Origin of the sequence: Geoglobus acetivorans (genome assembly GCF_039641995.1) — an archaeon.
GTDB classification, from domain to species: domain Archaea; phylum Halobacteriota; class Archaeoglobi; order Archaeoglobales; family Archaeoglobaceae; genus Geoglobus; species Geoglobus acetivorans.
The window spans coordinates 134,920-159,548 of record NZ_CP087714.1; the positions used below are offsets into that span (position 1 = coordinate 134,920).

Sequence of the window (24,629 nt, forward strand, 5' to 3'; positions counted from 1 at the left end):
GCCTAAAGAAGGAGCAATAAGCCCATCAGCAAAATTAATACAGAAAGCATCATCCTCAAAGCCCTATCACCAACCTTAGGGCCAGCGTAAACCCCTACTACCACCCCAGGAACAGAGGAGAATATTAGAATAAGAGCTAAGTTGTAATCAACATTCCCCATCCTGGCGTGGATGATCGACGCAAAAAACGTCAGTGCAAAGCCAAAAAGAAGCTCCGTACCCACAATAACTCTGGAAACCATACCGGTGAACAGCAGAAGAAACAGAGTTACCAGAACACCGCTCCCAACAGACGTTAGCTGAACGAGCGCACCAACAACGAATCCGGTTAAGACGAGAGACAAATCATCAGGGGTCTTATCGGTCGATTTTAAGAAATACGTCCTGTAAATCGTCGCAAGAGAAGATATCACAAGCACAAAAGCCAGAATCTGTGTTAAAAATCTGTTCAAAAATTCAACACCCCAGAAATTCTTTAGGAGAGTCATAAGATATGCTGAGACTAAGAGTCCGGGTATGGAGCCTGCCAAGAGAGTTGAAGAAACTTTGACGTTCACATTTCCCTTCCGGTAGTGCATTAGTGCTGCAAAGAACCTCGTTACAGCACTGTACAGCAGATCAGTCCCAACCGCAACCCTCGGCTGAACGCCAAGAAAAATTAATGCAGGGGTTAGAACGGCCCCACCACCCATCCCCGTTAGCCCAACAAGAAACCCGACAGCGAAGCCGAGAAAATAAACGATTTCCAACACTACACCTCCAGATACCCCAGCTCCTCTGCCTTTTTCAGAACTTCTCTGACCTCTTCCTCAACGCTCATTCTGTGAGATTCAAGAACGACCTCGGGGTTTTCTGGCTCCTCGTAAACCCCATCATACCCCGTCAGCCCCTTGATCTCTCCTCTGAGCGCCTTTGCATAAAGTCCCTTGGGATCCCTCTCTATCCTCACTTCAAGTGGGCATTTCAGGTAAACCTCCACAAACCTGCCAATCTCCCCTCTCGCCTTCATCCTGACAGACCTGTAAGGAGAAATCAGGGAGACGACTGCAACAATTCCGTTTCTCGATAAAAGCTTGGCCATGTGTATCACAACGCGATTGTGCATTTCCCTCGCTTCCCTGCTGAAACCTATGTCAGGGTAGAGGGTTCTCCTGATCTCATCCCCGTCCAGCACCTCGACCTTCATCCCTCTTCCCTTAAGCTCCTTTTCGAGTGCTTTTGCGAGCGTAGTTTTGCCCGCACCGCTCGGACCTGTAAGCCATATCACAAAGCTCATATTACATGCTCACCTCTCATTTCCACGTCAATGCCGTAAATTTTCAGGATTGTGGGTGCAAAATCGTAAATAGAGCAGTTCACATGCCTGCTGTCCAGTTCCGGATGACTGAGCATGAACACGCCGTATTCTGAATGAACAGCGTCATCCGGTCCGGTGTCATTCTCGGCAAGGTAGTTCGTTCCATGCCCGAGAGTTCCCGCAGCCCTCCAGTAGAGATCATCAAAGTAAACCATCATATCCGGCTTATCGCCGAGAGCAACTGGGTAGATTTCCTCAGGATAAAAGATCTTTGTGTCCCATTTCTCGCCATCAGGTCCCCTTATGGACCTCAAATGATCTGCCAGCTCATCCCTGACTTTTTCGTATTCGGATTTGCCTACTGTTCCATTCTTCTCCCTTCCTTCCACGTTCAGGAAGATTCTCGAATAGTAACCACCCCATGCCCACGCAGTCGTTCTGCCCCAGTCCACATCGAGGTCCTCAAACTTCACAGCTCTGCCCTTTTCCAAAACCTCCGGGTTCCTTATTTTCAGAAAACCCTCGTCTATCAGCCACTGGTTGATGGCAAATGCGCCCTTCATCCTCTTGACACCGTGGTCCGAGACGATTGCAACAGCAACATCGTCATCCAGAAGCTCGAGAGTCTTTCCAATCTCTCTGTCAAGAAGCCTGTAATAGTCCCTTATCACGTTCCGGTATTTGCCGCCCTCCTCGTACAGGTGGTGTTCCCTGTCAAAGTACTTCCAGAATGCATGGTGTATTCTGTCAAGACCTATTTCCACAATCTGGAAGTAATCCCAGTCCTTTTCCTGAATGAGGTATCTCGCCACCTCAAACCTCTTTTCAGTCATTTCCCAGATTTTTTCCTTAACCTCGTCCCTGTCATCCTTCCTGAAGACCACATCGAAGATGTATTCACCCACGAGCCCCTCCACCTCATTCTTCAGTTCAGCCGGGTAAGTGTAGTCCACGCTCGCATCTGGAGTTATGAAACAGCTTATCAGCCAGCCGTTTACCTTTCTCGGAGGGTACGTTGGCGGTACACCAATGAGAGCGCTTTTCTTGCCTTCCATTGCAAGGTAATCCCATATAGCAGGTTCGGCGATTTTTCTGCTGTTCGCTAACCACATGTCGGTATAGCTACCAGCCTTCCTGTGTCTGAAACCGTAAAGTCCAAGCTCCCCCGGTGTTTTCCCGGTTGCCATCACCATCCAAGCCGGAATCGTTATTGCCGGGATGCAGCTTTTCATCGGGCCGTAAACCGCATTTTCCATCAGCTTCCTAATAGTGGGAAGCTCATCGATGAACTCGCTGAAAAGCAGTTCCGGAGGAGCCGAATCAAGTCCAAAAACAATCACTCTTTCCACCATAACAACCACCCGAAATGATCACCAACAATACTGAGGGCTTCATCAAGCCTCGTTTTTGCACAAATAATTCCCAGAACATCTGATTTTCCACCAGCGTTGAATCCAAGGCTTTTGAGTCTCCGGATGAGATCGGCAATCCCGAGTCTGTCCGCCAGTGCTTTATCGACCCTGATATAAATCTGAGCGTGGCCATTATAGTCCTCATTAACCACAATCGCGATCGGGAATTTGAGGTCCCACACGAGCCTTCTCGCAACAATAGATGTTACGTTATACCTGCTCGAGTATCTTGCATAAACAAAATCACCTTTATCCTCCGCCCTCTCAACTATCTCTGCAATTTCACTTTCGAGGAGGTCGAGGTTGTTAGTCCATTCGTCATCGTTCAGCAGTTCCAACGGGTCAGAATGGGTTATCCTTTCAACCGCACCTTCCACACCATCCAGATCGCAGACCATGGATGGAGAGTTGATGAGTCTGGCGAGATGCAGAGCCTGATTCTCCGAAAGTCCATGTCTGTCAAGCAATTTCCTGACCCAGTCAAACTGGAAAGCACCTCTTCCCAGATCCCCGACCGCCCCAATGGCAGACTGCCAGCCCCAGTGGTTAAAGTAATCAGACACCACGTACGAAGCAGAAGGAGCAGGTTTTCCTTCAAGCAGGGGATTGACATGCGTGGCGTTTTCATTTTCAATTCTCCGCTGAATGTGATGGTCGAAGAAATAAAGTGGCTTCACTATCACCTCAGCTTCATCAACCATATTCACATCCACGATGTAGATCCGTTCAGCCTCGGCTATGTGACCCCTTATTCGCCCATCGAACTCGAAAATCCCTGGAAAAAGAGATATGTTCTCAAATTCCTCGTCTTTAAGAGATTCCACCAGCAGTGCAGCAGAGCATATTCCATCTGTATCCCAGTGATGGATCAGCAGGTTCATGCTACTCAACAAACGGTTTTTCAAAGCTACTTATCACCTCAAAAACCTCAGGCCTCATGAGGTGCTCTGGAGGCTGTATACCTCCAGTTATCATCCTCCTCAACCTCGTCCCGCTTATCTTCTCGTGATGTTCCCCACCATGAGGGCAGATTTTCGCGTTGACCATTCCGGCACACTTCCTGCAGTAGAACGCCTCCCGGATGAACATCGGGGTTATGCCCAGGTCGGGAAACTCGTCAAATATTTTCCAGGCATCGTACGGGCCATAGTAATCTCCAACCCCTGCATGGTCCCTTCCCACAATGAAGTGGGTGCATCCGAAGTTCTTGCGCATTATTGCGTGGTGTATTGCCTCCCTCGGTCCGGCATACCTCATCTCGTATCTGACGGTTGCAAGGGTTGCGGCATCCTTTGGATAGTAATGTTCAAAAAGAACCTCATAGGCCTTAATTATTACCTCATCCCTGTAATCTCCGGGCTTTTTCTTTCCAAGAACGGGATTGATGAAAAGACCATCAACGAACGTCAGCGCAGCTTTCTGAACGTACTCATGTCCGGTGTGGGGAACGTTTCTCGTCTGGAACGCAACAACCGTGTCCCACCCTCTCTCCCGGAACAGAACTCTTGTTTCCACCGGTCTGAGAGTGTATCTGCCAAACTCGTTCGGAATTTCGTTGAGAAGCTCGATTTCACCACCCACAAGGTAATCATTCATCGAGTGAACCTTCATAACTCCCGGGTGTTCGGGATCGTCGGTTCCAAAGACCTTCAGGGCAAGGTGTCTCTTATCGTAACGATAGATGTCCTCAACATGCATCCTTGCAACCGGAGTGCCGGCATGGAAAAGAAGTATGGCATCCCCTTCAACAAACCCAGGTTCATCAGCATCCAGCAGGACCGGGATTGTCCAAGGTGTATCATCGCTCAACCTCATGTGGTCGAGGACGGATTCGTAGTCCTCCCCTGTAAGAAAGCCATCCAAAGGTGAGTAAACTCCGTGTGCTATGTTTTCGAGATCTATGGCCGTTCCCCGATCGATTGTTACTGCAGGATACTCGTGCTGCTCACCGACGATTCTCTCCCTCGTGTTATCCGAGACTGTGCGTCTGACAAGCCTGCCTCCGTGAGGTCTGGATACCATAAAGGGTCCCTGTACTCAGTCCAGATATCCCAGAGCCCGCAACCTTTCCTTGACCTTCTCCTCTTCCTCCTTGCTGAAGACTTCCTCCTTTTCCTCTTCCTCAAGGCTGGCGAGGACTTCCCTCAGAACATATGTAACATAATCCGACACAGACGTAAACCCCGTTCCCTCTATCCTCTGCTTGATCTTCTCATAAAGCTGCACCGGTATGCTCACGGTTGTGTATTTCCTCTTCTCATCGCTCATCTCCATCACCTAATTACATTTAATTAAATAGCATTAAAAAGTTTTTCGGAATTTAAATTAAAAGAAACAAAAGGATTTTGAAAGATAGCATTCTCTTTTAAAAGGATCAAATGTTCCCTATCTTCGCAGCAAGCTTTGCGAGAACCTCTTTCCTTTTCGCCTGTATGAACTTCAGGCTTCCAACGACCAGATGTCCTCCTCCGTCCACTCCAGCATTTATTTCCTCCTCCAGCTCTTTCACAATCCTGGGTATGTCGAGGTTCACGCCCTCGCTCCTTATCACAGCAAAGTCCGGGCCATAGCCCACGGTTACAAGCCTGTCATACTGCCTCTTCAGCCTGTCATGCACCTCTCCGGTGAGCTTGCCGGGCGGCGGGAAGGTAAACTTCTTAGCATAGTTCTCCACATCCAGGGCTGCGAGGGCTATCCCGTTGGGCAGCATCTGCACCCTGACACCATCCATCGCCGTTCTGACGTTGCCCTCGATGGCTTCCTTTGCGTGTGACGAGAGAGTCCTGACAAGCTTCTGCATCCTGTCCTTTCTGCCGAAGCCCAGTATTTCGTGGACTATCTGGCTTGCAGGCCTGAATCTCAGGTAAAATCCCTCGAACTCCAAGGCCAGGCCTATGTCGTGCAGGTAATCCCTTTCATAGCCGGAAAGCTCTATGTATCTCTCAACCTCACCCTCAGCCCTGTCTGCAACCACCGAAACCGCCGGCAAAATTTTCAGATCTCTGTCGGTTATCATCCTCGCTATCTCCGTGCATAAAACGCCTGAGGTGTAGCTGCTGTCTCCTCCCGCCTTGTATGGATTCACATGTATGAGCAGATACCTGTCAACCTCGTCATCCGGGAAGTGGTGGTCAACAGTTATGACATCAGCCCCAAAAATCAGCATCTGCTCTATCGCAGGAATATCCTCCTGCCCTGAGCCGTTATCAACGAGAACGACCAGCGGAATTTTATCACCAAATTTCGCCATGTCTTCAAGACTCTCATCGAGATCCTTGACAACGTCCTCAAGCTCATAAAACGGCGCCCTTGAAACCTTCCTCCTAACAAGATAGTTCTTTGCATCCGGGTCCGGATGTACCCTCTCAATGTAATCCAGCAGGGCGATTTCCAGGGCCACACCACCGCAAACACCATCAGCATCCCAGTGGTGCCTCAGAATGATTGGTCTTGACTCGAGGACGGCTTTTTTAAGCTCCCTCGCAACGTTCATCATCTGATCCTTCAAATTCTCAAGAACCTCGCTCTCAATCAGAAATCCCCTGAATTCCGGCTCAGCCTTCCTTTCGATCTCCCTTTCGATGAGCCTTTCGATTTCACTTGCCTCCTTCCCGAGCAGCCTTTCCATCTCGAGAACTTCTATCTGAAGCTTGGAATCCCTCCTCTTCACAATCCCGATGACCCTCACAACGTCATCAGCATTTATTTCAGGATATGCCCTCTCACCGGCCTCAAAAGCGGCACAGTTTACCAGTCCGGTTTCGTCTGCAATCGTGAATATCGTTGGACCACCTGTGAGCTTGATGTGCTCCACCCTCCCCCTCACCTCGACCATTCTGCCGGTAGCTGATTCAAGCTGAGATATTTTCAGTAGTGGAGCTTCTTTTGACACCTCAACGATCAGATAATCCTTTCCTTCCGCAACAGCAAGATCAATCTCACCTGTGGGCCTGATGTTCTCAACCCTGACAAAAACATCGTCGTTTTCCTTAAGAGGGGTGTTTCTGAGGTTTCTCCTGTGAACCAACCCCCTGAGCCTTTTGTTCAGATTGACAAATGCTCCAATATCCGTAACGCTCGAGACCCTGCCCGCATATATCTTTCCCAGACGGACGTCCTCAAGGCCGCAGCTGTTCTTGAGCAGATAGGCGTGGGGTTTTCTCCTGCAGTCAGAACAGAGGTCGTGATTCCCCACAACCTTCTTTCCGCACACCCTGCATTTCCCTGCCTTCCCTGTACCCCTGCAATCCTGGCAGACCTCCATTCTTTTTTCCATACCTGTGCCTCCGCATACGCCGCATATACCCTGCATGAAAAGCTTTAGCTGCTCCTCTGAAAGCTCTGCAGTGATTTTGGGATCAAAGCTCTTCGATTTTCCGGTGCCGGAACAGATCCTGCACTCCTGCTCGACCTCAATGTAGCCTTTACCATCACAGGTATCGCACTTCATCTGGTCTCAAACATGGAGATGCGTTCTTAAAAAATTTTATGAAGAGTGTTGACTTCATTAACCTGAAAGTTTCAGCACAAGCCCGGTTTTTCTCGCCCTCTTCAGACTTATTTCTGCGGTGTAAAACAGAAGCACGAGGTAAACGAGAGACTCTGCAAATCCGATAAACAGTGGATTTCCAAATGCAGGCTGGTAGCCGTAAAAGGACCTGAAGTATTCCAGAAAGTGCGTGATGGGTATCAGGTAACCAGCAGTCCTGAAGGGCTCCGGGAGTATCTCAACGGGATAGTAAATTCCGCAGAAGATCATGACTATGGCTGCAAGGGTCCATGCAAAAATCTCCGCCCTCCTGCCAAAAACCAGAATGAAAATGCAGTTCACAAGTCCTATGATCAGAGCCCCGAGAAAAATCCCGAAAATGAACAGGGCTGAGCTGAGAAGGGGCAAAGTGTACTCAAGACCAAAAAGCCCGGTACTCGAAATCACAAGCAGGACGTACGCCACAAATCCCCTCAGCACTCCAAAAAGCCACGCTCCGAGAACCATTTTCGAGAATGGTGCCGATGAGACTACCGAATACTCTAAACTCATACTCCACATGTCGTAAAGCATGACATAAGTTACGTCAATCTGCACTATCTGGATCACGCTCAGGGCTATCACACCTATGAGAATGAAGGAAATTTCCTCGCTTTTCAGGGTTAAGAACTCCCCAAGAAGGCCGATCGTAAAAAGGCTGACCACCGGCCAGAAAAGCATTTCAAATAAAGCGTAAAACTCGTTTTTGGTAACCGCATAGTTTCTGTACGCAAAGGCAATTAGCTCCGCTACACTACTTCGCAAGCTCGATGAAGACATCCTCAAGCGTAACCTCCTCCGTTTTAACGCTTTTTATCTCAAACCCAGCACGTTTTAGCCCAAAGACTATTTCTGCAAGCTCTTTTTCCGCACTTTCCGAATAGAAAACAATCCTGCTGCCGTCAATTTCGTAAGGGCGGCTCAGCGAAATCTCTCCAATCTCCGGATTTTCAACCTCAACGATTATCCTGTCTCTCGACCTCACGAACCTCTTCAGCTCATCCGAGGTGCCTTCGGCGACTATTTCACCGTTTTTGATAAAGGCTATTCTGTCTGCGAGCATTTCAGCCTCACCCATGTTGTGCGTTGTGAGGATGAGCGTAACGTTTCTCTCCTCCTTTATCCCAAGCACCATTTCCCTGACTTTCCTTGCTATGTCCGGATCGAGATTTGCGGTCGGTTCGTCAAGAAACACGACCTCAGGATCGTTTATGAAAGCTCTTGCAAGATTGAGTTTCTGCCTGTTACCTGCAGAAAGCTCGTCAAACCTCAGATCTCTGTATTTCTCAAGCTCAAATTCTGCCAGCGCCCTGTCTACAACGTTCTTATCAGAGATGCCGTAGGCGAGAGCGTAAAACCTGAGGATCTCGTAAACCCTCATCCCCCACGGCAGCCTCGTTCCGCTCGATATGTTGATCCTTCTCCTGACCTCCTTTGTCTGCCGGAGGGCATCCATACCAAGAATCCTGACCTCTCCCCTTGTCGGGATCAGAATGGTCGAGAGAATCGAGATGAGAGTCGTTTTTCCCGCACCGTTCGGTCCGAGGATGCAGTAAACCTCTCCCTCGCCAATCTCAAGCGATATCCCCTTCAGCGCAGTAAACGGCTCCTCCATGAAGTTCCTGTAGACCATCCAGATATCTCTGCACTCTACAGCGTTCACCACCACTACTGGTTATCATGGATTTTAAACATTATTTGTCCATAGGTTGTGATTGTAGTAATGTAAAATCCATTTCTCAGCAGAAAGTAAAGCATCATCTCGATCAGATAAAGATGAGCTTATAGGCCAACCATTGAGACCAAGGCACGGGAGAAACAGAAAGACATACCCATATCATTCCGACACATTATCAGATCGTTGTATTTAGTGATTTTCTAGCAGATCACAATACTGAATCTTCATAAAACATATTCATGAGAAATAGAAATATTTTTCAATAGCACCTGGCTATGAAGTACATGAATGTAGATGTTATAGAGAGATTGGTCAGAAAAAGTGAGGAAAGTGACAGAATGGTCCCATGGGCCCTGATGTTTGTTCCCCCGATCTTAATGTTCTTCGGAATCCTATTCATTCTAGGAGGGTTGAATGACCCCTCGTCATTGAGTTTTGGATTGATCCTGTTGGTTTTGGGCACGGTAGTCGGTGTTTACTTGTTCTATATTCTGATCTCTAGAAGAAATACACATTTCGAAAGGACAGCAGTGCTTTACGAATCAATATCAAATTATCTTAACTCACACAGATTGAAAGACACAGTAATGAGGATGAAAAGTGAGCAGGGCGACGAAAAGAACCCAGTAATATGGATCGTTATATATTTCCTATCCAACATGATCCCATTCATCGGTCTGTTGGTAACGATATATATCTTCCACTTTTTAAATAGAGATTTTGTAAAGCATGACCGTAATGAAAGAATATTTCTTGAACAGCTCTCAGATATTTTACCAGTTGGAGATTCCATAAAGCTTTCAAAAATTGGAAAATTCCCCGAGAGAAATACCATAGTTTACACAGTACTAACAATCATAACTCTGGGTTTGTTTGAAATCTACTGGATATATACACTTATAAACGATCCCAACGAACATTTTAAAGACCATAGACTAGTAGAAATGAAGATACTTGAAACCCTGAAATACAGAGACCGCGATACCCCATAATTCATCATCACCTATTTTTTATGCAAATAAACAGAGGTGCAATCTTCGAGTATTTGCAGCCTCCAGAAAAAGTGTCAGATAAACAATGACCCAATAATAAAATTTTGCTACAAGAGCATACTTGAAGCTACTTCAAAGAATCTAGACAAATACTTAAAAAGTTTTTGACATTCTAACACAGAAAACTCAGCACTCAAGCAAAAATACTGCTGCAAGGAGTCGAACCAGAGGTGAAAGCGCCCGGGCCGGGATTTGAACCCGAGGCGCGGGCTCGACAGGCCCGCATGTTAGGCCTGGCTACACCACCCGGGCATCAGAAGCTGTTTCTCTCTCAGTCAAGCAGGGTTTTTAAGCATTTTGGTCAGCAGGCAGGCATGCAGATGGGGGTAGAGGTTACAGAACTTAAGAGACATGCTGCCAGATCAGATTTTCGATTTGTTTAAATACAGCATTGCGGGAGTTTTATCCGTGATTGAACTCCAGATCAGAACAAAACTTCCCGAAAACTGCGCCCTTGGCGTTATAAAGGCCATGCAGAATGTGATAACAAAGGTGGAGGGTCTGACCGACGTTGGTGAGTCAATTAAAGGTCTATTCCAGATCAAGGGGCGAGACATCAGCAGATCCCTGTCGGAGCTTCCGGAAACATGCGACAGCATCGTCCTCTCGAAGGATGAGGCAAAAATTCTGATAAAGGAGCACACATGCATGGTGGCACTGCCAATACTTCAGTCGGGATGCATTCTCAAAAACGTTGACGTTTCGGACAGTACGCTGATATGGGACCTCATCTGCGATGACGAGGCGTTCAAGTCCCTGATGTCAAAACTTGAGGACTACGGTGTGGAGTTCGACATCCTTTACAAGGGGAAGCCGTCCAAGACCGGAACCACCTACAGAGAGGAGGAAATCCTGAGATTCGCTCTGGAAAGGGGCTACTTCGACTTTCCGAAAAAGATCAGACTTGAAGAGATAGCGGACCACTTCGGAATCGCCTCTTCAACCCTTTCGGAAATCCTGAGGAGGGGAATGAAAAAGGTTCTCGAAAGGCACTTCAAAGAAGGTTCAGAATGAACTTCGCCAGGTTTACCGCATCTTTTCCTGTTTTCATGATGGTGTTGGTCTCGACGACCTCTGCTGAATCGCTCTTGAACCCGTCTCCATGCTGCACAACAAACACATCTACCAACCCCTGGTAAAAATCCAGAACTCCTTCGGGAGAAACTTCGTAACCCAGAGCCTTCATGAATTTTCCCGCAGGTCCGCTTACAGGGTTTTTTCCGACTATCGGAGACACTGCTATGACCTTTTTATTCTCTAAAGCCTTCCTGATTTCGTTAATCATCAGAATTGGACCAATACTCGTAACAGGGTTGCTGGGTCCAATAATAACTGCTCTGCTTTCCGCTATCGTCTCCAGAACTCCTTCAGCAGGTTTTGCCTTGTCGATCCCCTCCACCTCTATGCCCACAACCTCAGGTTCGCCTTTCCTTTTAACCCAGAACTCCTGAAAGTGCATTCTGCCTTCTTTAGTTATCACCTGCGTTGCCACATCCTCCTCGCACATTGGCAGGACTTTCTGCTCCACACCCATAGCCCTGGCAAGCTTCCCGGTTACCTCTCTGAGGCTCAAGCCCCTTCTGAGCATCTCACTCCTGAAGACATGCGTAGCTCTGTCTGCATCTCCAATCATCATACCCTCATCGATTCCAAGCTCCTTCAGCCGGTTGTGTGTGTGGAAGGTGTCATCCTTTATGCCCCACCACTTTAAATCGTCTATAATGCCCGCAAGAGCGTAAATGACAGAATCTATGTCCGGGCAGATTTTATTTCCTGAAACCCACACATCCTCGGCTGTGTTCACCACGACAGCGAAGTCTCTTTCCACCTCCTTCATCCCGGCAAGGAGCTTCGGTGTTCCCGTCCCGCCAGAGAGAAAAGTCAGCATCAGAACGGGAATGCAGGAAGGAAATAAAAATGTTGAGTCATACAGAAACCAATATATTTTGTGAGCGGGAGGCTAAGTCAATGATTGCATACGGGAGGTTTATTGCTGGAGGAGAGATTATCGAAGATTACTTTGAAATTGTCAATGGGAAAATTTTTCTCGATTCATCCCATTTCAGCATCGACGATGTGAGGTTTCTGCCCCCCGTAACCCCCGAGAAAATAATCGCCGTCGGGCTGAATTACAGAGACCACGCGGAAGAGCTGAACATGAGCATTCCCGACGAGCCGGTGCTTTTCATGAAATCACCTTCTTCAATAATTGGAGACGGAGATGCAATAATTCTGCCTGAAAAAAGCATGAGGGTGGACTACGAGGGTGAGCTTGCTGTGGTTATTGGAGAGAGGTGCAAGGACGTGACCGTGAAGGAGGCTGAAGAGGTTGTTCTCGGATACACATGCTTCAATGACGTAACCGCAAGAGACCTCCAGCAGAAGGGGTGGCAGTGGGGCATTGCCAAATCCTTCGACACATTCTCACCAATTGGCCCCTACATTGCCACAGACATAGAGCCAGACAACCTGAAAATAAAAACCGTTCTAAACGGGAAGGTCGTTCAGGAGTCGAACACGTCACACCTCATTTTCAGCGTTTTTGAGCTTGTGTCGTATGTATCCTCAATCATGACCCTGAAGGAAGGGGACGTCATATCCACCGGGACCCCCGCGGGTGTTGGAAAGCTCAGCAGTGGGGACGTGGTTACGGTTGAGATTGAAAATATCGGAAAGCTGACAAATCATGTGAGGTGATCGAATGGAAATGGAGAAAGAATACAACGCTCATAAGGTCGAGGAGAAATGGGTTGAGCAGTGGAAGGATGAAATGTATTATTTTGACTGGAATTCCAAAAAGCCTCATTTCATCATAGACACACCTCCCCCATACCCCACGGGGACGTTCCACATTGGCAACACCCTCAACTGGTGCTATATTGACTTTATAGCAAGATACAGGAGAATGAAGGGTTACGAGGTCATGTTTCCTCAGGGGTGGGACTGCCACGGACTGCCAACAGAGGTGAAGGTTGAGGAGAAATACGGAATAAAGAAAAACGATGTTCCGAGAGAGAAGTTCAGAGAACTGTGCGTGGAGTTTACAGAGGGCAACATAGAGAAGATGAGAAAAACGATGCGCAGGGTGGGGTTCAGCATTGACTGGAGCAAGGAATACATAACCATGTACCCCGAATACTACAGAAAGACGCAGGTCAGCTTCGTAAGAATGTACAGCAGGGGGCTTATCTACAGGGGAGAGCACCCCGTGATCCACTGTCCGAGGTGTGAAACCACCATAGCTCTTGCCGAAATCGAATACAAGAGCGGTAAGACCAAGCTCAACTACATAAAGTTCGATGAGGATGTGATCATCGCAACAACCCGACCGGAACTCATACCGGCGTGTGTGGCAGTAGCCGTCCATCCCGAAGACGAACGCTACAGGGACGTCGTGGGCAAAACCGTGAGAGTGCCCGGAACGGGGCATGAGGTGAAGGTCATTGCCGACGAGGACGTCGATCCGGAATACGGTACGGGAATGGTGATGATCTGTACCTTTGGAGACAGACAGGACGTTAGATGGTGGAAGAAGCACAGGCTTGAGCTTAGAGACGTTCTGACAAGAGACGGGAGGCTGAATGAAAAAGCCGGGAAATATGCAGGGCTGAGTGTCAGGGAAGCGAGAGAGAAGATCCTCGAAGACATGGAAAAGGAGGGCAGACTGATAAAGCAGGAAGAGGTGGACCATAACGTTGGAGTCTGCTGGAGGTGCAAGACCCCCGTAGAGATTGTGCCCGAGAAACAGTGGTTCGTCAAAATCGAGAAGGAAAAGATACTGGAGGCTGCAAGGAAGGTGAGGTGGGTCCCGGAACACATGCTCTCCAGACTCGAAAGCTGGGTGGAGAGCATGGACTGGGACTGGGTCATAAGCAGGCAGAGAGTTTTCGCAACACCCATTCCCGTATGGTACTGCAGGAACTGTGGAGAGGTTGTTGTTGCGAAGGAGGAGTGGTTGCCTGTAGACCCAACACGGGACAAGCCCAGAGAATCGTGTCCGAATTGCGGTGGAAGCGAGTTCGATGGGGAGGACGATGTACTGGACACCTGGATGGACTCGAGCATAACCTCGCTCGCAATCACCGGGTGGCCGGATGACCAGAAGGAATATCCCACTCATCTGAGGCCCCAGGGCCACGACATAATCAGAACATGGGCATTCTACACCATACTGAGGAGCATTGCACTTGTTGGAGAGATACCCTGGCATGAAATCGTGATAAACGGAATGGTTCTCGGGGAAGATGGCAGGAAAATGAGCAAGAGTCTCGGAAACGTCATTTCTCCTGAAGAGGTTATAGAAAAGTACGGTGCAGATGCGCTGAGACAGTGGGCGGCAATAGGCGGAATCATGGGTACAGACGTCATCTTCAGCTGGAAGGAAGTCGTTGCGGCGTCAAGATTCCAGCAGAAGTTCTGGAGCATTCTGAGATTCGGAATGATGCACCTTGAAGGCTATGAGCCGGACGAAACCCACAGAGAACTGCTGAGAGATGCGGACAGATGGATCCTCTCAAAGCTGAACAGGCTCATTATCGAGGTTGACAGGAGCATGGAGGAGTACAACTTCAGCAACGCCCTGAAGGCAATAAGGAGCTTCACCTGGTACGAGCTTGCAGACAACTACATTGAAATCGTGAAGAACAGGCTGTATTCCGGCAGCGACGAGGAGAAAATCCCCGCCAAATACACGCTCCACAGGATTCTCTCTGCCCTGATAAGATTGATTGCTCCAATAACACCCTTTATGGCGGAGGAATGCTGGCAGGTGTTCTCCGGAGACGGAAGCGTGCATCTTCAGAGGTATCCTGAGGCAGATGAAACCCTGATTGATGAAGCTGCAGAGAAAAAGGGCGAGATGATAAAGGAGATCGTGGAGGCAATAAGGAGGTACAAGCACGACAGTGGGCTTGCCCTGAACGCCCCCATGGGCAGAATCGGCATATTTGTGAAGGAGAGCATAGATACAAGAGATATTGCGGGGGCCGTGAATGCCGAAGTCGAGATCATTGAAGAGATGCCTGAAATCCAGATGAGGATTGCGGAGGTTAAACCGAAATTCAGCATAATCGGTCCAAAGTTCAGAGACAGAGCTGGAGCGGTCATAAATGCAGTAAAACAGATGAGCGAGGCAGAAATCCTAAAGTTTATAAATGAGGGACGAGTTACTTTAAGCATAAACGGCGAGGAATACGAGCTGGAAAGCGAGTGGTTCGAGTTCAAGTTTGAGAAATCGATAAGCGGCAAAAACGTCGATGTTGTCGAAACATCCTCCGCAGTAATAATAATCGAGAAAAGGTGATTGAGATGGATGAGGAAAAGCTCAGAGAGTTGTTTTCCAGTGAAACAACCTTTCAAAATATTTTAAAATGCATTCTAAACCTGACTCCGTCAGAGATAGAGGTGTACCTCGCCCTCCACGAGCATCCGAACACCGGCGTTGATGAGCTTGCAGAGATAATAGGAAAGGACAGGAGTGGAGTTTACAGAAGCCTCCACTCACTTATGGAAAAGGGCCTCGTTGAGAGAGAATACAGGATACTGAAACACGGGGGATACAAGTATCTCTACGTCCCCATCCCCATCGACGTTCTGAAGGACAGACTGAAAGCCGAGCTTGAAAACTGGTTCAACAAGCTGAATGAGGTTGTGGAGAAGTTCTCGCTCCATCAGGCTCAGAGCTGAGAATACAGTTCCTTAAGCATAGCAGCATCTTCTTCGAGGTTCGGGCTTTCGCACACAACCAGCCCGCCCGCCGAAAAGTCCTTAAGAGCCTTTAAAAACTCCACATACTTGAAGTCAGATTCTCTCAGGTTGAGGTGTCTGACCTCACCCTTCGCACCATAATCTATTCCACTCACGTGAACATGCAAGTTTCTGATAGCCTCTTTGCCGAGCAGGGATTCCACAACCTCCAGCAGTTCTGAGAACTCTTCGTAGCTGTTGTAAGCCATGGTTCTGGCATGGATGTGGCTTATGTCGATGCATGGAAGCGTGTTCTCCACCTCGGAACATAGGTTGAGTATCTCCTCAAGCTCCCCAAACTGCTCTCTCCTTCCCGAAGTTTCAGGCCTCAAAATCACGCCCATTTCTGCAACAGCGTCAGAAACTTCAACCAGAGCGTCCCTGATTCTCCTGTAGGCCTCATCTCTCGGCCTCCTCATGTAGTATCCGGGATGAAAAACTATGCTTCTGGCACCCATCAGGCTACCGATCCTTGCCGAGTCCATGAGCCTCTGAAGACTCTGCCTCACCTTAACCTCGCTGTCCGCATTGAGGTTAATGTAATAGGGGGCATGAACACTCAGCCTTATGCCAAGTGACTCTGCCAGCAGGCCTACATTTCTGGCAGTGTCATCTCTCATCCTCACTCCCCTGACAAACTGGACCTCCATGCAATCCAGCCCAAGCTCTTTGATGGCTTTGATTCCATCCAGGGTGCTTCTCCCTGCAGAGGTGTTTGGCACACCGGCAGTTCCGAAAAACATCACTCACATAATGGTCGGGAAAATTAAAAAATTTTACAGGTTCACTCATCAAGCACAAATTTCGTGCCATAGTAGATTATTCCATCCTCCCCTTCTTCACCGTACTTTCTGAAGACTGCCCTAACCCTCGACCCTATTTCGACCCTTTCAGGGTCCTCAACAATCTGGGCAGTAACTCTGGCACCGCTGTCAAGCTCCACAATTCCAACCACATAGGGCTTCATCAGCTTGCTGCTTTCAGGCACATCGTGGATTACGGTGTAGGTCACCACCCTGCCCCTTTCACCAAGCTCAACCTCGACCATCCTGCTCTTTCTTCTGCACTCCGGGCAGATGTTTCTGGGAGGATAGTAAATGCTGCCACAGTTCTCACATTTCGTCCCCACGAGGTTGTACCGGTACTTTATCTTCCTCCAGAATCTGGGAAGCATGATTTTCACCTCCTGAATACAGAAGTCACGGCTGTTGCTCCTGTACCTCCAATATTCACGGCCATGCCAGTCTCAGCATCAACCTGTCTCTTTCCAGCATCCCCTCTCAGCTGATAGACTATTTCCACGGCCTGCCTTATTCCAGTGGCACCCACAGCATGCCCGCAGGCTTTCAACCCTCCAGAAGGGTTCACCGGGTTGCTTCCTCCAAGCTCAACCACGCCCTCTCTGATGGCCTCATGACCCTTGCCCCTCTCAGCGATGCCCACGTTCTCATAGAGGAGCATCTCAGCAATTGTAAACGAGTCGTGAAGCTCGAAAACACCCACATCGTCAAGGCTGCAGCCAGCAAGCTTCAGTGCCTTTCTTGTAGCTGTTTTAACTGCCCTCATTTCAAGGATGTCCCTCCGGTTCTGCAGTGCAAGGTAATCGCTGGACTGAACAACCGCATCAAGAAATACGGGCGTATCCGTGTACTTCCTGGCCACATCCTCACTCGCAAGTATCAGAACGGCGGCTCCATCACTTATCGGTGCTGAATCGAGAACCTTGAGCGGTTCGGCAACGTATGGTGAATTGAGAACGCTTTCAACAGTGATTTCTCTTCTGAACTGTGCTTTGGGATTGTTTACGGCATTTTTATGATTCTTAACACTTATTCTGGCGAGGTCTTCCTCACTGCTGCCATACTCGTGCATGTGGAGTCTTGCCATCATTGCAAACAGCCCTGCAAGGGTTGCACCGTTGAACGCCTCCCATTCCTTGTCTATGGATGAATCCATTATTTCACTCGACGAGCCGACATCCGTAACCTTCTCCACCCCCGCAGCGATGACAATATCGTGAATACCCGACGCAACGGCTATGTACGCCTCCTTCAGAGCAACTCCACCGCTCGCATCACCTGCTTCGACCCTTATTGCAGGAATGTTGATGGACGCAAGGCCCGAATAATCTGCGATGAGGGCCGAAACGTGCTCCTGAGCTATGAATCTTCCGGCACTCATGTTCCCCACATACATCGCCTCGATCTCCCTGCCTTCAAGATTTGCATCTTCGAGAGCCTCAAGCCCTGCGGAGATCACAATATCCCTGAAGCTCATGTTCCAGAGCTCTCCAAATCTCGACATTCCGGCCCCTATGACCGCCACTCTCTTCAATTTCATCACCCCATCCTTATCTTCCTTCTCAGCTTCGCATACGTGCCGTAGTCTATGTAAACTCCTTTTCTTATCTTCTCCCAGACCTCAGGCTTTCTTTCGATGCTTTCAATGTTGTCGGTAATCTCAAAAACGAATGCGTCGCTGCCTGCTCCACTTCCGAATGAAACAAGGAGGATCCTGTCTCCAGGCTTCGCGATATCGAGAACTGCAGAAAAACCGAGCAGAGATGAGCCGGAGTAGGTGTTACCTATGTATCTGACCACAAGACCCTGCTCTATCTGTTTTCCGGTAAAGCCCAGCATCCTCGCCACCCTGACAGGAAACTTTCCGTTGGGCATGTGGAAAACCGCATAGCTGAAATCCTCTGGCGATAACCCATTCCTTTCCATGATGCGCTTTGCAGCGGTTGATACATGCCTGAAGTACGCCGGCTCTCCTGTGAACCTTCCCCCATGACTCGGATAGGGCTGCCCCTCCCTTCTCCAGAAGTCGGGGGTGTCGGTGGTAAAGCTGAGTGTGTCCTTAAGCTCGGCTATAACGTTATCTTTTCCGACCAGAAAAGCAGCACCTCCCGCTGCTGCTGAGTATTCCAAAGGGTCGCCGGGGGCGCCCTGGCTCGTGTCCGTACCGATGGCCAGACCGTACCTTATCATTCCCGCGTTCACCATGGCAACACAGTTCTGGATTCCTGCAGTTCCTGCCTTACAGGCAAATTCAAGGTCCGCGGCGTGGAAAAAGCTGTTCAAATTCAGTGCCTCACCAACTATTGTTGCAGTGGGCTTTACAGCATAGGGGTGACTTTCGGAGCCCACAAAAACCGCTCCAATGTAATTTCGGTCGATATCTGCTCTTCTCACTGCTTCCCTTGCACACTCAACGGCTATTGTGGCCGCATCCTCATCTATGCTGGGAACGCTCTTTTCATAAACTCCAAGGCCGTTCTTTATCGTTTCAGGATTTTCACCCCAGATTCTCGCTATTTCCTCGACCTTTATTCTGAATTTTGGAATGTACGTCCCGTAAGACACCAGCCCGACCATCATCACACCTCCAGCTGCTTCAACCTCTCAACAAGCTCATCCCTCTCAACATCGCTTGCAATCAGGTCTATTCCCTCAATTTCAGCAATTCTGACTGCCAGTCTGTCCACATTTTCACCGTTAATTGGATTCAGAACTACGACAGAGGGTTTGAGGTTGGCGACCCTCACGGCGACCATCGGGGATCTTCCGGTGGTAACACCGGTGAAAATCAAAGCCCTCTCGCTCGTAAGGCCGTAAAGCTTGTAAAAGTCATAGCTGCTCAGGGACAGTATTGCCCTAAGGCTGTCAACAACCGTATGGCCCATCGCCATTCTGCCAAAATCGGTTATCAGCTCACCGTCAATGATTTCGGCAAGCCTCTTTGACGGTACCGGTCCGGAGTACTCCGTTATATCCTGAATAACGTCAAACTCCACACCCAGTAAATCCTTATACCTGGAGACGGTCTTCCAGCCCCTCTCCCTGTCTATGTCAAGGAGAGACTCAACAAGCTTTTTGATAAAACTCATGCCCGGAGATTTTCTTCTTCCAGCCTCATAATCGCTTATAACGGATGGAGTTATACCAAGCCTCTCTGCAAGTTCCTTCTGTGAGACCTCAAACAGAGCCCTCCACTTCTTTATGGACTCACCATAATTTTCAGAAAAAACTATATTTCCAGCAATGATCTCTGCAAATCGTCTGGCTATCAGTTCCATGTGGCAAGTGTAGAAATGAACTTTATAAATTCTTCGATTGGCGAACTATGTTTCGTCCAACAACGATTTGGTGCCGGAGTAAATCACCTCGCCGAGAAGAGATACAGTCTCCCTGGCATCATCATGAAACCCCATGTCGATCTGAGCCGCTATCTTCCCCAGAACTTTGAGCAATTCGTGGAAAAACTCCTTTTTTATGCAGACTCTGCCATCAATCAATTCAAATTCTGCAAGAATCCCGCCAATTTCCTCAATCTCTTTCACAAAAATTTTTAAACCTTTCCGAATTAAAACTTTTCAGATTCACACTTATGGGAGGTGATGCTATGAGAATCTGGTTCATCGGTGCTTATGGTATTGTTTCTACTACTGCAATGGCTGGTGGAAAGCTCATAGAGCAGGGCAGGATAGATACCACGGGACTCGTCAGTTCACTTCCTCAGTTTGAAGGAATAGAAAAATACGCTCCACTCAACTTCGAGTTTGGAGGTCATGAGGTAAGAAAGGCGGACAATGCCTACGTGGCAGCACTCCAGCACTGGGAGCAGAACAGGCACTTCGAGAAAGAACACCTTGAAGAAGTTAGAAGTGAGCTTGAGCAGATCAGAGCGAGCAGGGGAACTGCCATAAACTGCGGCAGTGGAGTTCAAGCTCTTGGCGAGCTTGACATCCTGGAAAACGAGAAAAAAACCCTTGCAGAGATAGTGGAACAGCTGGAGAAAGACCTCAAATCCTTCGCAGACGATGACACGGTTGTCATCAACTCGGCCTCCACAGAGCCGCTGCTCAATTACAGCGAAAAATATCATGGGTCCCTCGACGGTTTTGAAGAGATGATCGAAAACGATGTCAAGGAGCATGCAAGCGCAAGCATACTCTATGCCTACGTTGCGCTGAAGAACCGCATCCCCTACGGGAACTTCACTCCAAGCGCAGGCTCATCAATCCCTGCACTCAAGGAGCTTGCAATTGAGAAAAAGGTACCGCATGCCGGCAACGACGGCAAGACCGGAGAGACACTGGTAAAAACAACCCTCGCACCCATGTTTGCCTACAGGAATCTGAAGGTGCTGGGCTGGATGAGCTACAACATCCTGGGAGACCTCGACGGCCTTGTGCTGAGCCACAGGGAGAACAAGGAGAGCAAGGTCATAAGCAAAGACAAGGTTCTCGAAAAGATTTACGGCTATTCACCTTTCAGCATCACCCAGATAGAGTACTTCCCGTCGCTGGTGGACAACAAGACCGCCTTTGACTTCATACACTTCCAGGGATTCATGGGAACGCAGATGAAGTTCTACTTCATCTGGGATGCGATCGATGCCATTGTCGCGGCACCGCTCACCATAGACATCGCCAGATTTCTGCTGTTCGCCAAGAAGAAAGGCCTCTACGGAGTCATAAAAGAAATGGGATTCTTCTTCAAGAGTCCGATGGACACGAACAACGTGAATACCCATTCTCAGTTCGTTGAGCTGGTCGAGTGGTTCAGAGAAAACATCTAACCCTGCATCATTCAACACGCTTTCCACTTTTTTCCATGGATCGGTGGCCTTGCAGTATTCAGTAACAGTCGATCTCCATAAAAAACGGTTTTATGTCAATAACAGGAGTTCCCGTTACCGCATCGAGATTCCTGACCACCAGCACATTATTCTCGATTCCAAGAAGCTCAACGACCGAAAGTCCAATCGGATTTGGTCTCTCCGGAGACCTTATTGAAAACACACCCCTGACACCATCTGTCCAGGATGGTTTCACCTTCAAAACATCTCTCCTGGAGAGGTGGAACCAGTACAGAACGATAATTCTGTCAAACCCTTCAAGCCCCTCCAGACCGTCTGAAAACTCGTCGTAGATTTTTATTCTCGATACTTTATCGCCAAAGATACCCTGTCTCGGGGCAGATTCCGTGCTGGGATAGCCTTCCACAACCTCGCCTATTGGAGTAAGTCTCATACGCCCGGACCCCATTCATTTCAGAAGATTCTCGACAAATTCTTCCGGAGTGTGAACATCGCCGATCCATTTGAAGTCAGACAGATTGTACGTAAGGAGTGTCCCCTTTCTGTTTTTAACTGTAGCACCTATGAAATAATCCCTAATCCTGCTTTTTTCGTTGCAGTATTTTGAGGCAAGTTCAACATCCTCCTTCGTTAATGGAACTATCTCAAATTCATATTTTTTCAGTATATTTTCGTATTTTTCAACCTCGCCCCCATACAACGAAAATCCCCAGAGTATCTCGAAATGTACTATGCAGGACATTTTAAAGGTGAAATTATTCACCTTTATTTTTGCGAGGCTTTTTATCGTATCTTTGTAACCTTCTTCTCTGTTTAACACCCTTACCAGAACATTAGTATCTAAAAACACATCAGACATCAAAACTCTCCCCAATAGTTTCCTGAAGTTTCTTCAACTTTTCTTTATTCATTTTTAGCGAACCTGCAGCATCCTCAAGAATCTCGATATACTCACCTAAGTCTCTTCCAACTTTTCTCAGCACAAACTCCCCTCTTTCATTTCTGACTATCTCGACTCTATCTCCAATTTTTATATTGAGTGACTTTCTAACCTCCGGTGGAATCGTTATCTGATACTTCCTTGTTACAACACCCATGTACTACAGTTTGTCGGTAGTACTTAATAAATCTTATCAGTCCAGCATAAAACAGCCAATCCCGCAGAGGTTACAGAAATGCTGACCCGAAGAATAAGCGGGCCCGGCGGGATTCGAACCCGCGATCTGCAGCTTAGGAGGCTGCCGCCTTATCCTAGCTAGGCTACGGGCCCTGAAAACATTACTTTAAGAAGGGGCCACCAAGGGAATATAAAAGTTATGGCAGAGCGCCAAATGGTAATGAAAATTAATGCAAAAAGTTAAAACCCGTGAGCCGTTCAATCCCTCAGGATATCCTCATACCCTTAGGAAGAGCGCTCGTGTTCCCACATGATCTGCAGACGTAATACGAAAACCTCTCATCCTCAGACATGTAGGAAAACCTTCCATCACCGCAGTTGAGACACACCATTTCAATCACCCTTATTAAATGATAAATAGTTAAGATTTAAAAATCTTTCGTTATTAATCATTATGTATGCTCAAAATCCAATGAACCCACGACATTGAAAAAACAGATATGGTGGCAGAATACCGGACAAAAATGAAGATGCTAAAAAGGCAGAGCTAAACAAACATCTGTTTTGGAGGTTGTTTCGACGGTTTGGACACTCTGCTTATGGACATTATGAAGTCCTCGGTGTTCAGCACGTCCTTGCCCTCGACGATGGCACGATGGAGAGAGGCTTTGATCACCTTTTCAACAAGGTCCCTTCCGGAGAAACCTTCAGTGACCCTTGCTATCTCATTCAGATCAGCGTTGACAGAAACCGGAAAGTCCGAAAGGTTCTTCTCAAGTATTTTCTGCCTCTCCTCAAGACCCGGCAATCTGAACTCTATCTCTTCCTCAAATCTGCTCCGGATGGATGCGTCAAGCATATCTATTCTGTTTGTGGCCGCAATTGTGCAGATACCATCGTTCATCTCTATTCCATCAAGCTCGGTGAGAAGGGCGTTCACGACCTCGCTCACATCGCCCCTCAGGTCCTGATAGCTCCTGTCAAGGGCAATGCTGTCAAATTCATCGAGGAAAACAATGCACGGGGAGAGCTGCCTCGCCCTTTCATACAGCTCATGAATTCTCCTCGCACCATCCCCAACATGCTCGCCTATGAGCTTGGTGGATTTCACAGAGAGAAACGGGACGTGAGCCTCGTTTGCGAGGGCTTTTGCTGTCATGGTCTTTCCGGTCCCGGGAGGACCGTAAAATAGGACGTTCTTCGGAGCCCATTTTCCAAACTTCTTTGGATTTTTGAGATATTCGAGAATTATCCTTGCCTTCTTCTTCGCCTCATCCTGGCCAACAACATCCTCAAGCCCCACATCCACAACAAGCTCGGTAGTTATATCGTTTGATTTGCTCTCCACGAGAAATATCGTGCCGTCACCGATCATACCCTCTTCCGGCTCGCAGTTAACAACCTCGAAGGCAAAATCCGGAAACATTCTAACGTCGAATAGCATCTTTCCCTTAAAGATATACTCTCCCTTCCACTGGTCTTTTGCATAGCGGTCAAATACCTTCAGGTTGTCCACCTTGGGATACTCATGATAGCTCGCCTTGAGCGGATAACCAAGAGGTTTGAGTATGACGTATCTGACCTCTCCTCTACTCTTGCCAGTCATTCAAACCGAAAAACTATTTGAACTTATTAATAATCTTTGCCCTTATGAGACTGTTTGTTGCCATCGATATCAGCGAAGACATCAGAAAAGAGCTTTTACCACTTCTATCCCTTCTGTCAGGTTACAGAGGAATAAAACCCGTAGAACCGGAGAACCTCCACATCACACTGAAGTTTCTCGGAGAGGTCAATGACGCAAAGGCTGAGCTGATAAGGGACAGGCTGAGGCAGATTCAACTCGAGCCATTTAAAATAAGATTCAGAGGTATCGGGTTCTTCCCGAATTCAAATTACCTGAGGGTTATATGGATAGGAGTTGAAGGAGACGGGATTTACAGCCTTGCAAAGGACGTGGAGGAAAGCATGAGGAAGCTCGGGTTCAAGAAAGACAAGGACTTCAAGGCACACCTCACAGTCGGCAGAGTTAAAAGGATCGGACCCCAGGACAAGGCCAAGCTCCTGAAAGAGCTGGAAACGTACAGCAGAGAGTATGGAGAGATGGTGGTGGATAACTTCAGGCTGAAGAAGTCAACTCTCACACCTAAGGGACCGATTTACGAGGACGTTGAGGTCTTCGGGGGGTTGTAGAGA

Annotated in this window: 28 protein-coding genes and 2 tRNA genes; 7 read left to right on the forward strand and 23 right to left on the reverse strand. The window is 48.2% G+C overall.

Annotation, left to right across the window (positions count from 1 at the left end):
* Positions 1-2: 2 nt before the first annotated feature.
* From LPQ35_RS00780 to LPQ35_RS00820, 9 genes are all read right to left on the reverse strand, one after another.
* Positions 3-749, reverse strand: a complete 747-nt coding sequence (locus tag LPQ35_RS00780) for a TSUP family transporter (RefSeq protein ID WP_193808569.1) — start codon at positions 747-749, stop codon at positions 3-5.
* A gap of 2 nt (positions 750-751) precedes the next feature.
* Positions 752-1,276, reverse strand: a complete 525-nt coding sequence (gene cysC, locus LPQ35_RS00785; protein WP_193808570.1) for an adenylyl-sulfate kinase — start codon at positions 1,274-1,276, stop codon at positions 752-754.
* The gene (locus LPQ35_RS00790; protein ID WP_193808571.1) at positions 1,273-2,649 is read right to left on the reverse strand and encodes an alkaline phosphatase family protein; all 1,377 of its coding nucleotides are present in this window, start codon (positions 2,647-2,649) and stop codon (positions 1,273-1,275) included. The genes cysC and LPQ35_RS00790 overlap by 4 nt, the downstream gene beginning before the upstream one ends.
* Positions 2,634-3,590: a DHH family phosphoesterase gene (locus tag LPQ35_RS00795; protein WP_193808572.1), complete on the reverse strand. Its 957-nt coding sequence runs from the start codon at positions 3,588-3,590 to the stop codon at positions 2,634-2,636. Before LPQ35_RS00795 ends, LPQ35_RS00790 begins: the two co-directional genes overlap by 16 nt.
* 1 nt (position 3,591) lies before the next feature.
* Positions 3,592-4,731 (reverse strand): sulfate adenylyltransferase, encoded by a 1,140-nt coding sequence (gene sat, locus LPQ35_RS00800; protein WP_193808573.1) that lies wholly within the window; start codon positions 4,729-4,731, stop codon positions 3,592-3,594.
* Positions 4,732-4,746: 15 nt separating this feature from the next.
* Positions 4,747-4,977: a CopG family transcriptional regulator gene (locus tag LPQ35_RS00805; protein WP_048093705.1), complete on the reverse strand. Its 231-nt coding sequence runs from the start codon at positions 4,975-4,977 to the stop codon at positions 4,747-4,749.
* 106 nt (positions 4,978-5,083) lie between these two features.
* The gene (locus tag LPQ35_RS00810) at positions 5,084-7,159 is read right to left on the reverse strand and encodes an OB-fold nucleic acid binding domain-containing protein (protein WP_193808574.1); all 2,076 of its coding nucleotides are present in this window, start codon (positions 7,157-7,159) and stop codon (positions 5,084-5,086) included.
* A gap of 57 nt (positions 7,160-7,216) precedes the next feature.
* Positions 7,217-8,017, reverse strand: coding sequence for an ABC transporter permease (locus tag LPQ35_RS00815; RefSeq protein WP_193808575.1), 801 nt, complete (start codon positions 8,015-8,017; stop codon positions 7,217-7,219).
* Complete coding sequence (locus tag LPQ35_RS00820; protein ID WP_193808576.1) at positions 7,992-8,900, reverse strand: ATP-binding cassette domain-containing protein; 909 nt, start codon at positions 8,898-8,900, stop codon at positions 7,992-7,994. The genes LPQ35_RS00815 and LPQ35_RS00820 overlap by 26 nt, the downstream gene beginning before the upstream one ends.
* 299 nt (positions 8,901-9,199) lie before the next feature.
* Between LPQ35_RS00820 and LPQ35_RS00825 the strand changes: the two genes are divergently transcribed.
* Positions 9,200-9,907 carry a DUF4234 domain-containing protein gene (locus tag LPQ35_RS00825; protein WP_193808577.1) on the forward strand — a complete coding sequence of 236 codons (708 nt, stop codon included), beginning with the start codon at positions 9,200-9,202 and terminating at the stop codon, positions 9,905-9,907.
* Between the two features lie 237 nt (positions 9,908-10,144).
* On the opposite strand, the gene LPQ35_RS00830 is transcribed toward LPQ35_RS00825, so the two are convergent.
* Positions 10,145-10,219 (reverse strand) — tRNA-Asp (locus LPQ35_RS00830).
* A 156-nt stretch (positions 10,220-10,375) separates the two neighbouring features.
* On the opposite strand from LPQ35_RS00830, the gene LPQ35_RS00835 reads away from it, so the two are divergent.
* Positions 10,376-10,981: a helix-turn-helix domain-containing protein gene (locus LPQ35_RS00835; RefSeq protein ID WP_193808578.1), complete on the forward strand. Its 606-nt coding sequence runs from the start codon at positions 10,376-10,378 to the stop codon at positions 10,979-10,981.
* Here LPQ35_RS00835 and cofD read toward each other — a convergent pair.
* Complete coding sequence (gene cofD / locus LPQ35_RS00840) at positions 10,962-11,855, reverse strand: 2-phospho-L-lactate transferase (RefSeq protein ID WP_193808579.1); 894 nt, start codon at positions 11,853-11,855, stop codon at positions 10,962-10,964. The genes LPQ35_RS00835 and cofD overlap by 20 nt on opposite strands.
* Positions 11,856-11,935: 80 nt before the next feature.
* Between cofD and LPQ35_RS00845 the strand changes: the two genes are divergently transcribed.
* From LPQ35_RS00845 to LPQ35_RS00855, 3 genes are read left to right on the forward strand one after another with little or no spacing between them, the layout of a single operon-like run.
* The gene (locus tag LPQ35_RS00845; RefSeq protein ID WP_193808580.1) at positions 11,936-12,664 is read left to right on the forward strand and encodes a fumarylacetoacetate hydrolase family protein; all 729 of its coding nucleotides are present in this window, start codon (positions 11,936-11,938) and stop codon (positions 12,662-12,664) included.
* A gap of 4 nt (positions 12,665-12,668) precedes the next feature.
* Entirely contained in the window at positions 12,669-15,269 is a 2,601-nt protein-coding gene (locus LPQ35_RS00850; protein ID WP_193808581.1) for a valine--tRNA ligase, read from the forward strand.
* 5 nt (positions 15,270-15,274) lie between these two features.
* Positions 15,275-15,652, forward strand: a complete 378-nt coding sequence (locus LPQ35_RS00855) for a helix-turn-helix domain-containing protein (RefSeq protein WP_193808582.1) — start codon at positions 15,275-15,277, stop codon at positions 15,650-15,652.
* Here the strand turns inward: LPQ35_RS00855 and LPQ35_RS00860 are convergent.
* From LPQ35_RS00860 to LPQ35_RS00885, 6 genes are read right to left on the reverse strand one after another with little or no spacing between them, the layout of a single operon-like run.
* Positions 15,643-16,455, reverse strand: coding sequence for a TIM barrel protein (locus LPQ35_RS00860; protein WP_193808583.1), 813 nt, complete (start codon positions 16,453-16,455; stop codon positions 15,643-15,645). The genes LPQ35_RS00855 and LPQ35_RS00860 overlap by 10 nt on opposite strands.
* Before the next feature lie 41 nt (positions 16,456-16,496).
* A complete protein-coding gene (locus LPQ35_RS00865) occupies positions 16,497-16,886 on the reverse strand; it encodes an OB-fold domain-containing protein (protein WP_193808584.1) in 390 nt (129 codons plus the stop codon).
* Positions 16,887-16,891: 5 nt separating this feature from the next.
* On the reverse strand, positions 16,892-18,046 hold the full coding sequence (locus LPQ35_RS00870; RefSeq protein WP_193808585.1) for a thiolase domain-containing protein: 1,155 nt from the start codon (positions 18,044-18,046) through the stop codon (positions 16,892-16,894).
* A gap of 5 nt (positions 18,047-18,051) precedes the next feature.
* On the reverse strand, positions 18,052-19,089 hold the full coding sequence (locus LPQ35_RS00875) for a hydroxymethylglutaryl-CoA synthase (protein WP_193808600.1): 1,038 nt from the start codon (positions 19,087-19,089) through the stop codon (positions 18,052-18,054).
* Positions 19,090-19,091: 2 nt separating this feature from the next.
* Positions 19,092-19,790 carry a helix-turn-helix domain-containing protein gene (locus tag LPQ35_RS00880; protein WP_193808586.1) on the reverse strand — a complete coding sequence of 233 codons (699 nt, stop codon included), beginning with the start codon at positions 19,788-19,790 and terminating at the stop codon, positions 19,092-19,094.
* Positions 19,791-19,835: 45 nt separating this feature from the next.
* On the reverse strand, positions 19,836-20,054 hold the full coding sequence (locus LPQ35_RS00885; protein ID WP_193808587.1) for a hypothetical protein: 219 nt from the start codon (positions 20,052-20,054) through the stop codon (positions 19,836-19,838).
* Positions 20,055-20,116: 62 nt separating this feature from the next.
* On the opposite strand from LPQ35_RS00885, the gene LPQ35_RS00890 reads away from it, so the two are divergent.
* Positions 20,117-21,295, forward strand: coding sequence for an inositol-3-phosphate synthase (locus LPQ35_RS00890; protein ID WP_193808588.1), 1,179 nt, complete (start codon positions 20,117-20,119; stop codon positions 21,293-21,295).
* A 58-nt stretch (positions 21,296-21,353) separates the two neighbouring features.
* On the opposite strand, the gene tsaA is transcribed toward LPQ35_RS00890, so the two are convergent.
* The 6 genes from tsaA to LPQ35_RS00920 form a co-directional block, all read right to left on the reverse strand.
* The gene (tsaA, locus tag LPQ35_RS00895) at positions 21,354-21,749 is read right to left on the reverse strand and encodes a tRNA (N6-threonylcarbamoyladenosine(37)-N6)-methyltransferase TrmO (protein WP_193808589.1); all 396 of its coding nucleotides are present in this window, start codon (positions 21,747-21,749) and stop codon (positions 21,354-21,356) included.
* 15 nt (positions 21,750-21,764) lie between these two features.
* On the reverse strand, positions 21,765-22,175 hold the full coding sequence (locus tag LPQ35_RS00900; RefSeq protein WP_193808590.1) for a PIN domain-containing protein: 411 nt from the start codon (positions 22,173-22,175) through the stop codon (positions 21,765-21,767).
* The gene (locus LPQ35_RS00905) at positions 22,168-22,413 is read right to left on the reverse strand and encodes an AbrB/MazE/SpoVT family DNA-binding domain-containing protein (RefSeq protein ID WP_193808591.1); all 246 of its coding nucleotides are present in this window, start codon (positions 22,411-22,413) and stop codon (positions 22,168-22,170) included. Before LPQ35_RS00905 ends, LPQ35_RS00900 begins: the two co-directional genes overlap by 8 nt.
* Positions 22,414-22,511: 98 nt before the next feature.
* Positions 22,512-22,586: transfer RNA gene (locus LPQ35_RS00910), tRNA-Arg, on the reverse strand.
* A gap of 113 nt (positions 22,587-22,699) precedes the next feature.
* Positions 22,700-22,834, reverse strand: a complete 135-nt coding sequence (locus tag LPQ35_RS00915; RefSeq protein ID WP_346297655.1) for a hypothetical protein — start codon at positions 22,832-22,834, stop codon at positions 22,700-22,702.
* Positions 22,835-22,980: 146 nt separating this feature from the next.
* Positions 22,981-24,039: an AAA family ATPase gene (locus LPQ35_RS00920; RefSeq protein WP_193808592.1), complete on the reverse strand. Its 1,059-nt coding sequence runs from the start codon at positions 24,037-24,039 to the stop codon at positions 22,981-22,983.
* A gap of 44 nt (positions 24,040-24,083) precedes the next feature.
* On the opposite strand from LPQ35_RS00920, the gene thpR reads away from it, so the two are divergent.
* Positions 24,084-24,626, forward strand: a complete 543-nt coding sequence (gene thpR, locus LPQ35_RS00925) for an RNA 2',3'-cyclic phosphodiesterase (RefSeq protein WP_193808593.1) — start codon at positions 24,084-24,086, stop codon at positions 24,624-24,626.
* The last annotated feature ends 3 nt before the right edge of the window (positions 24,627-24,629 follow it).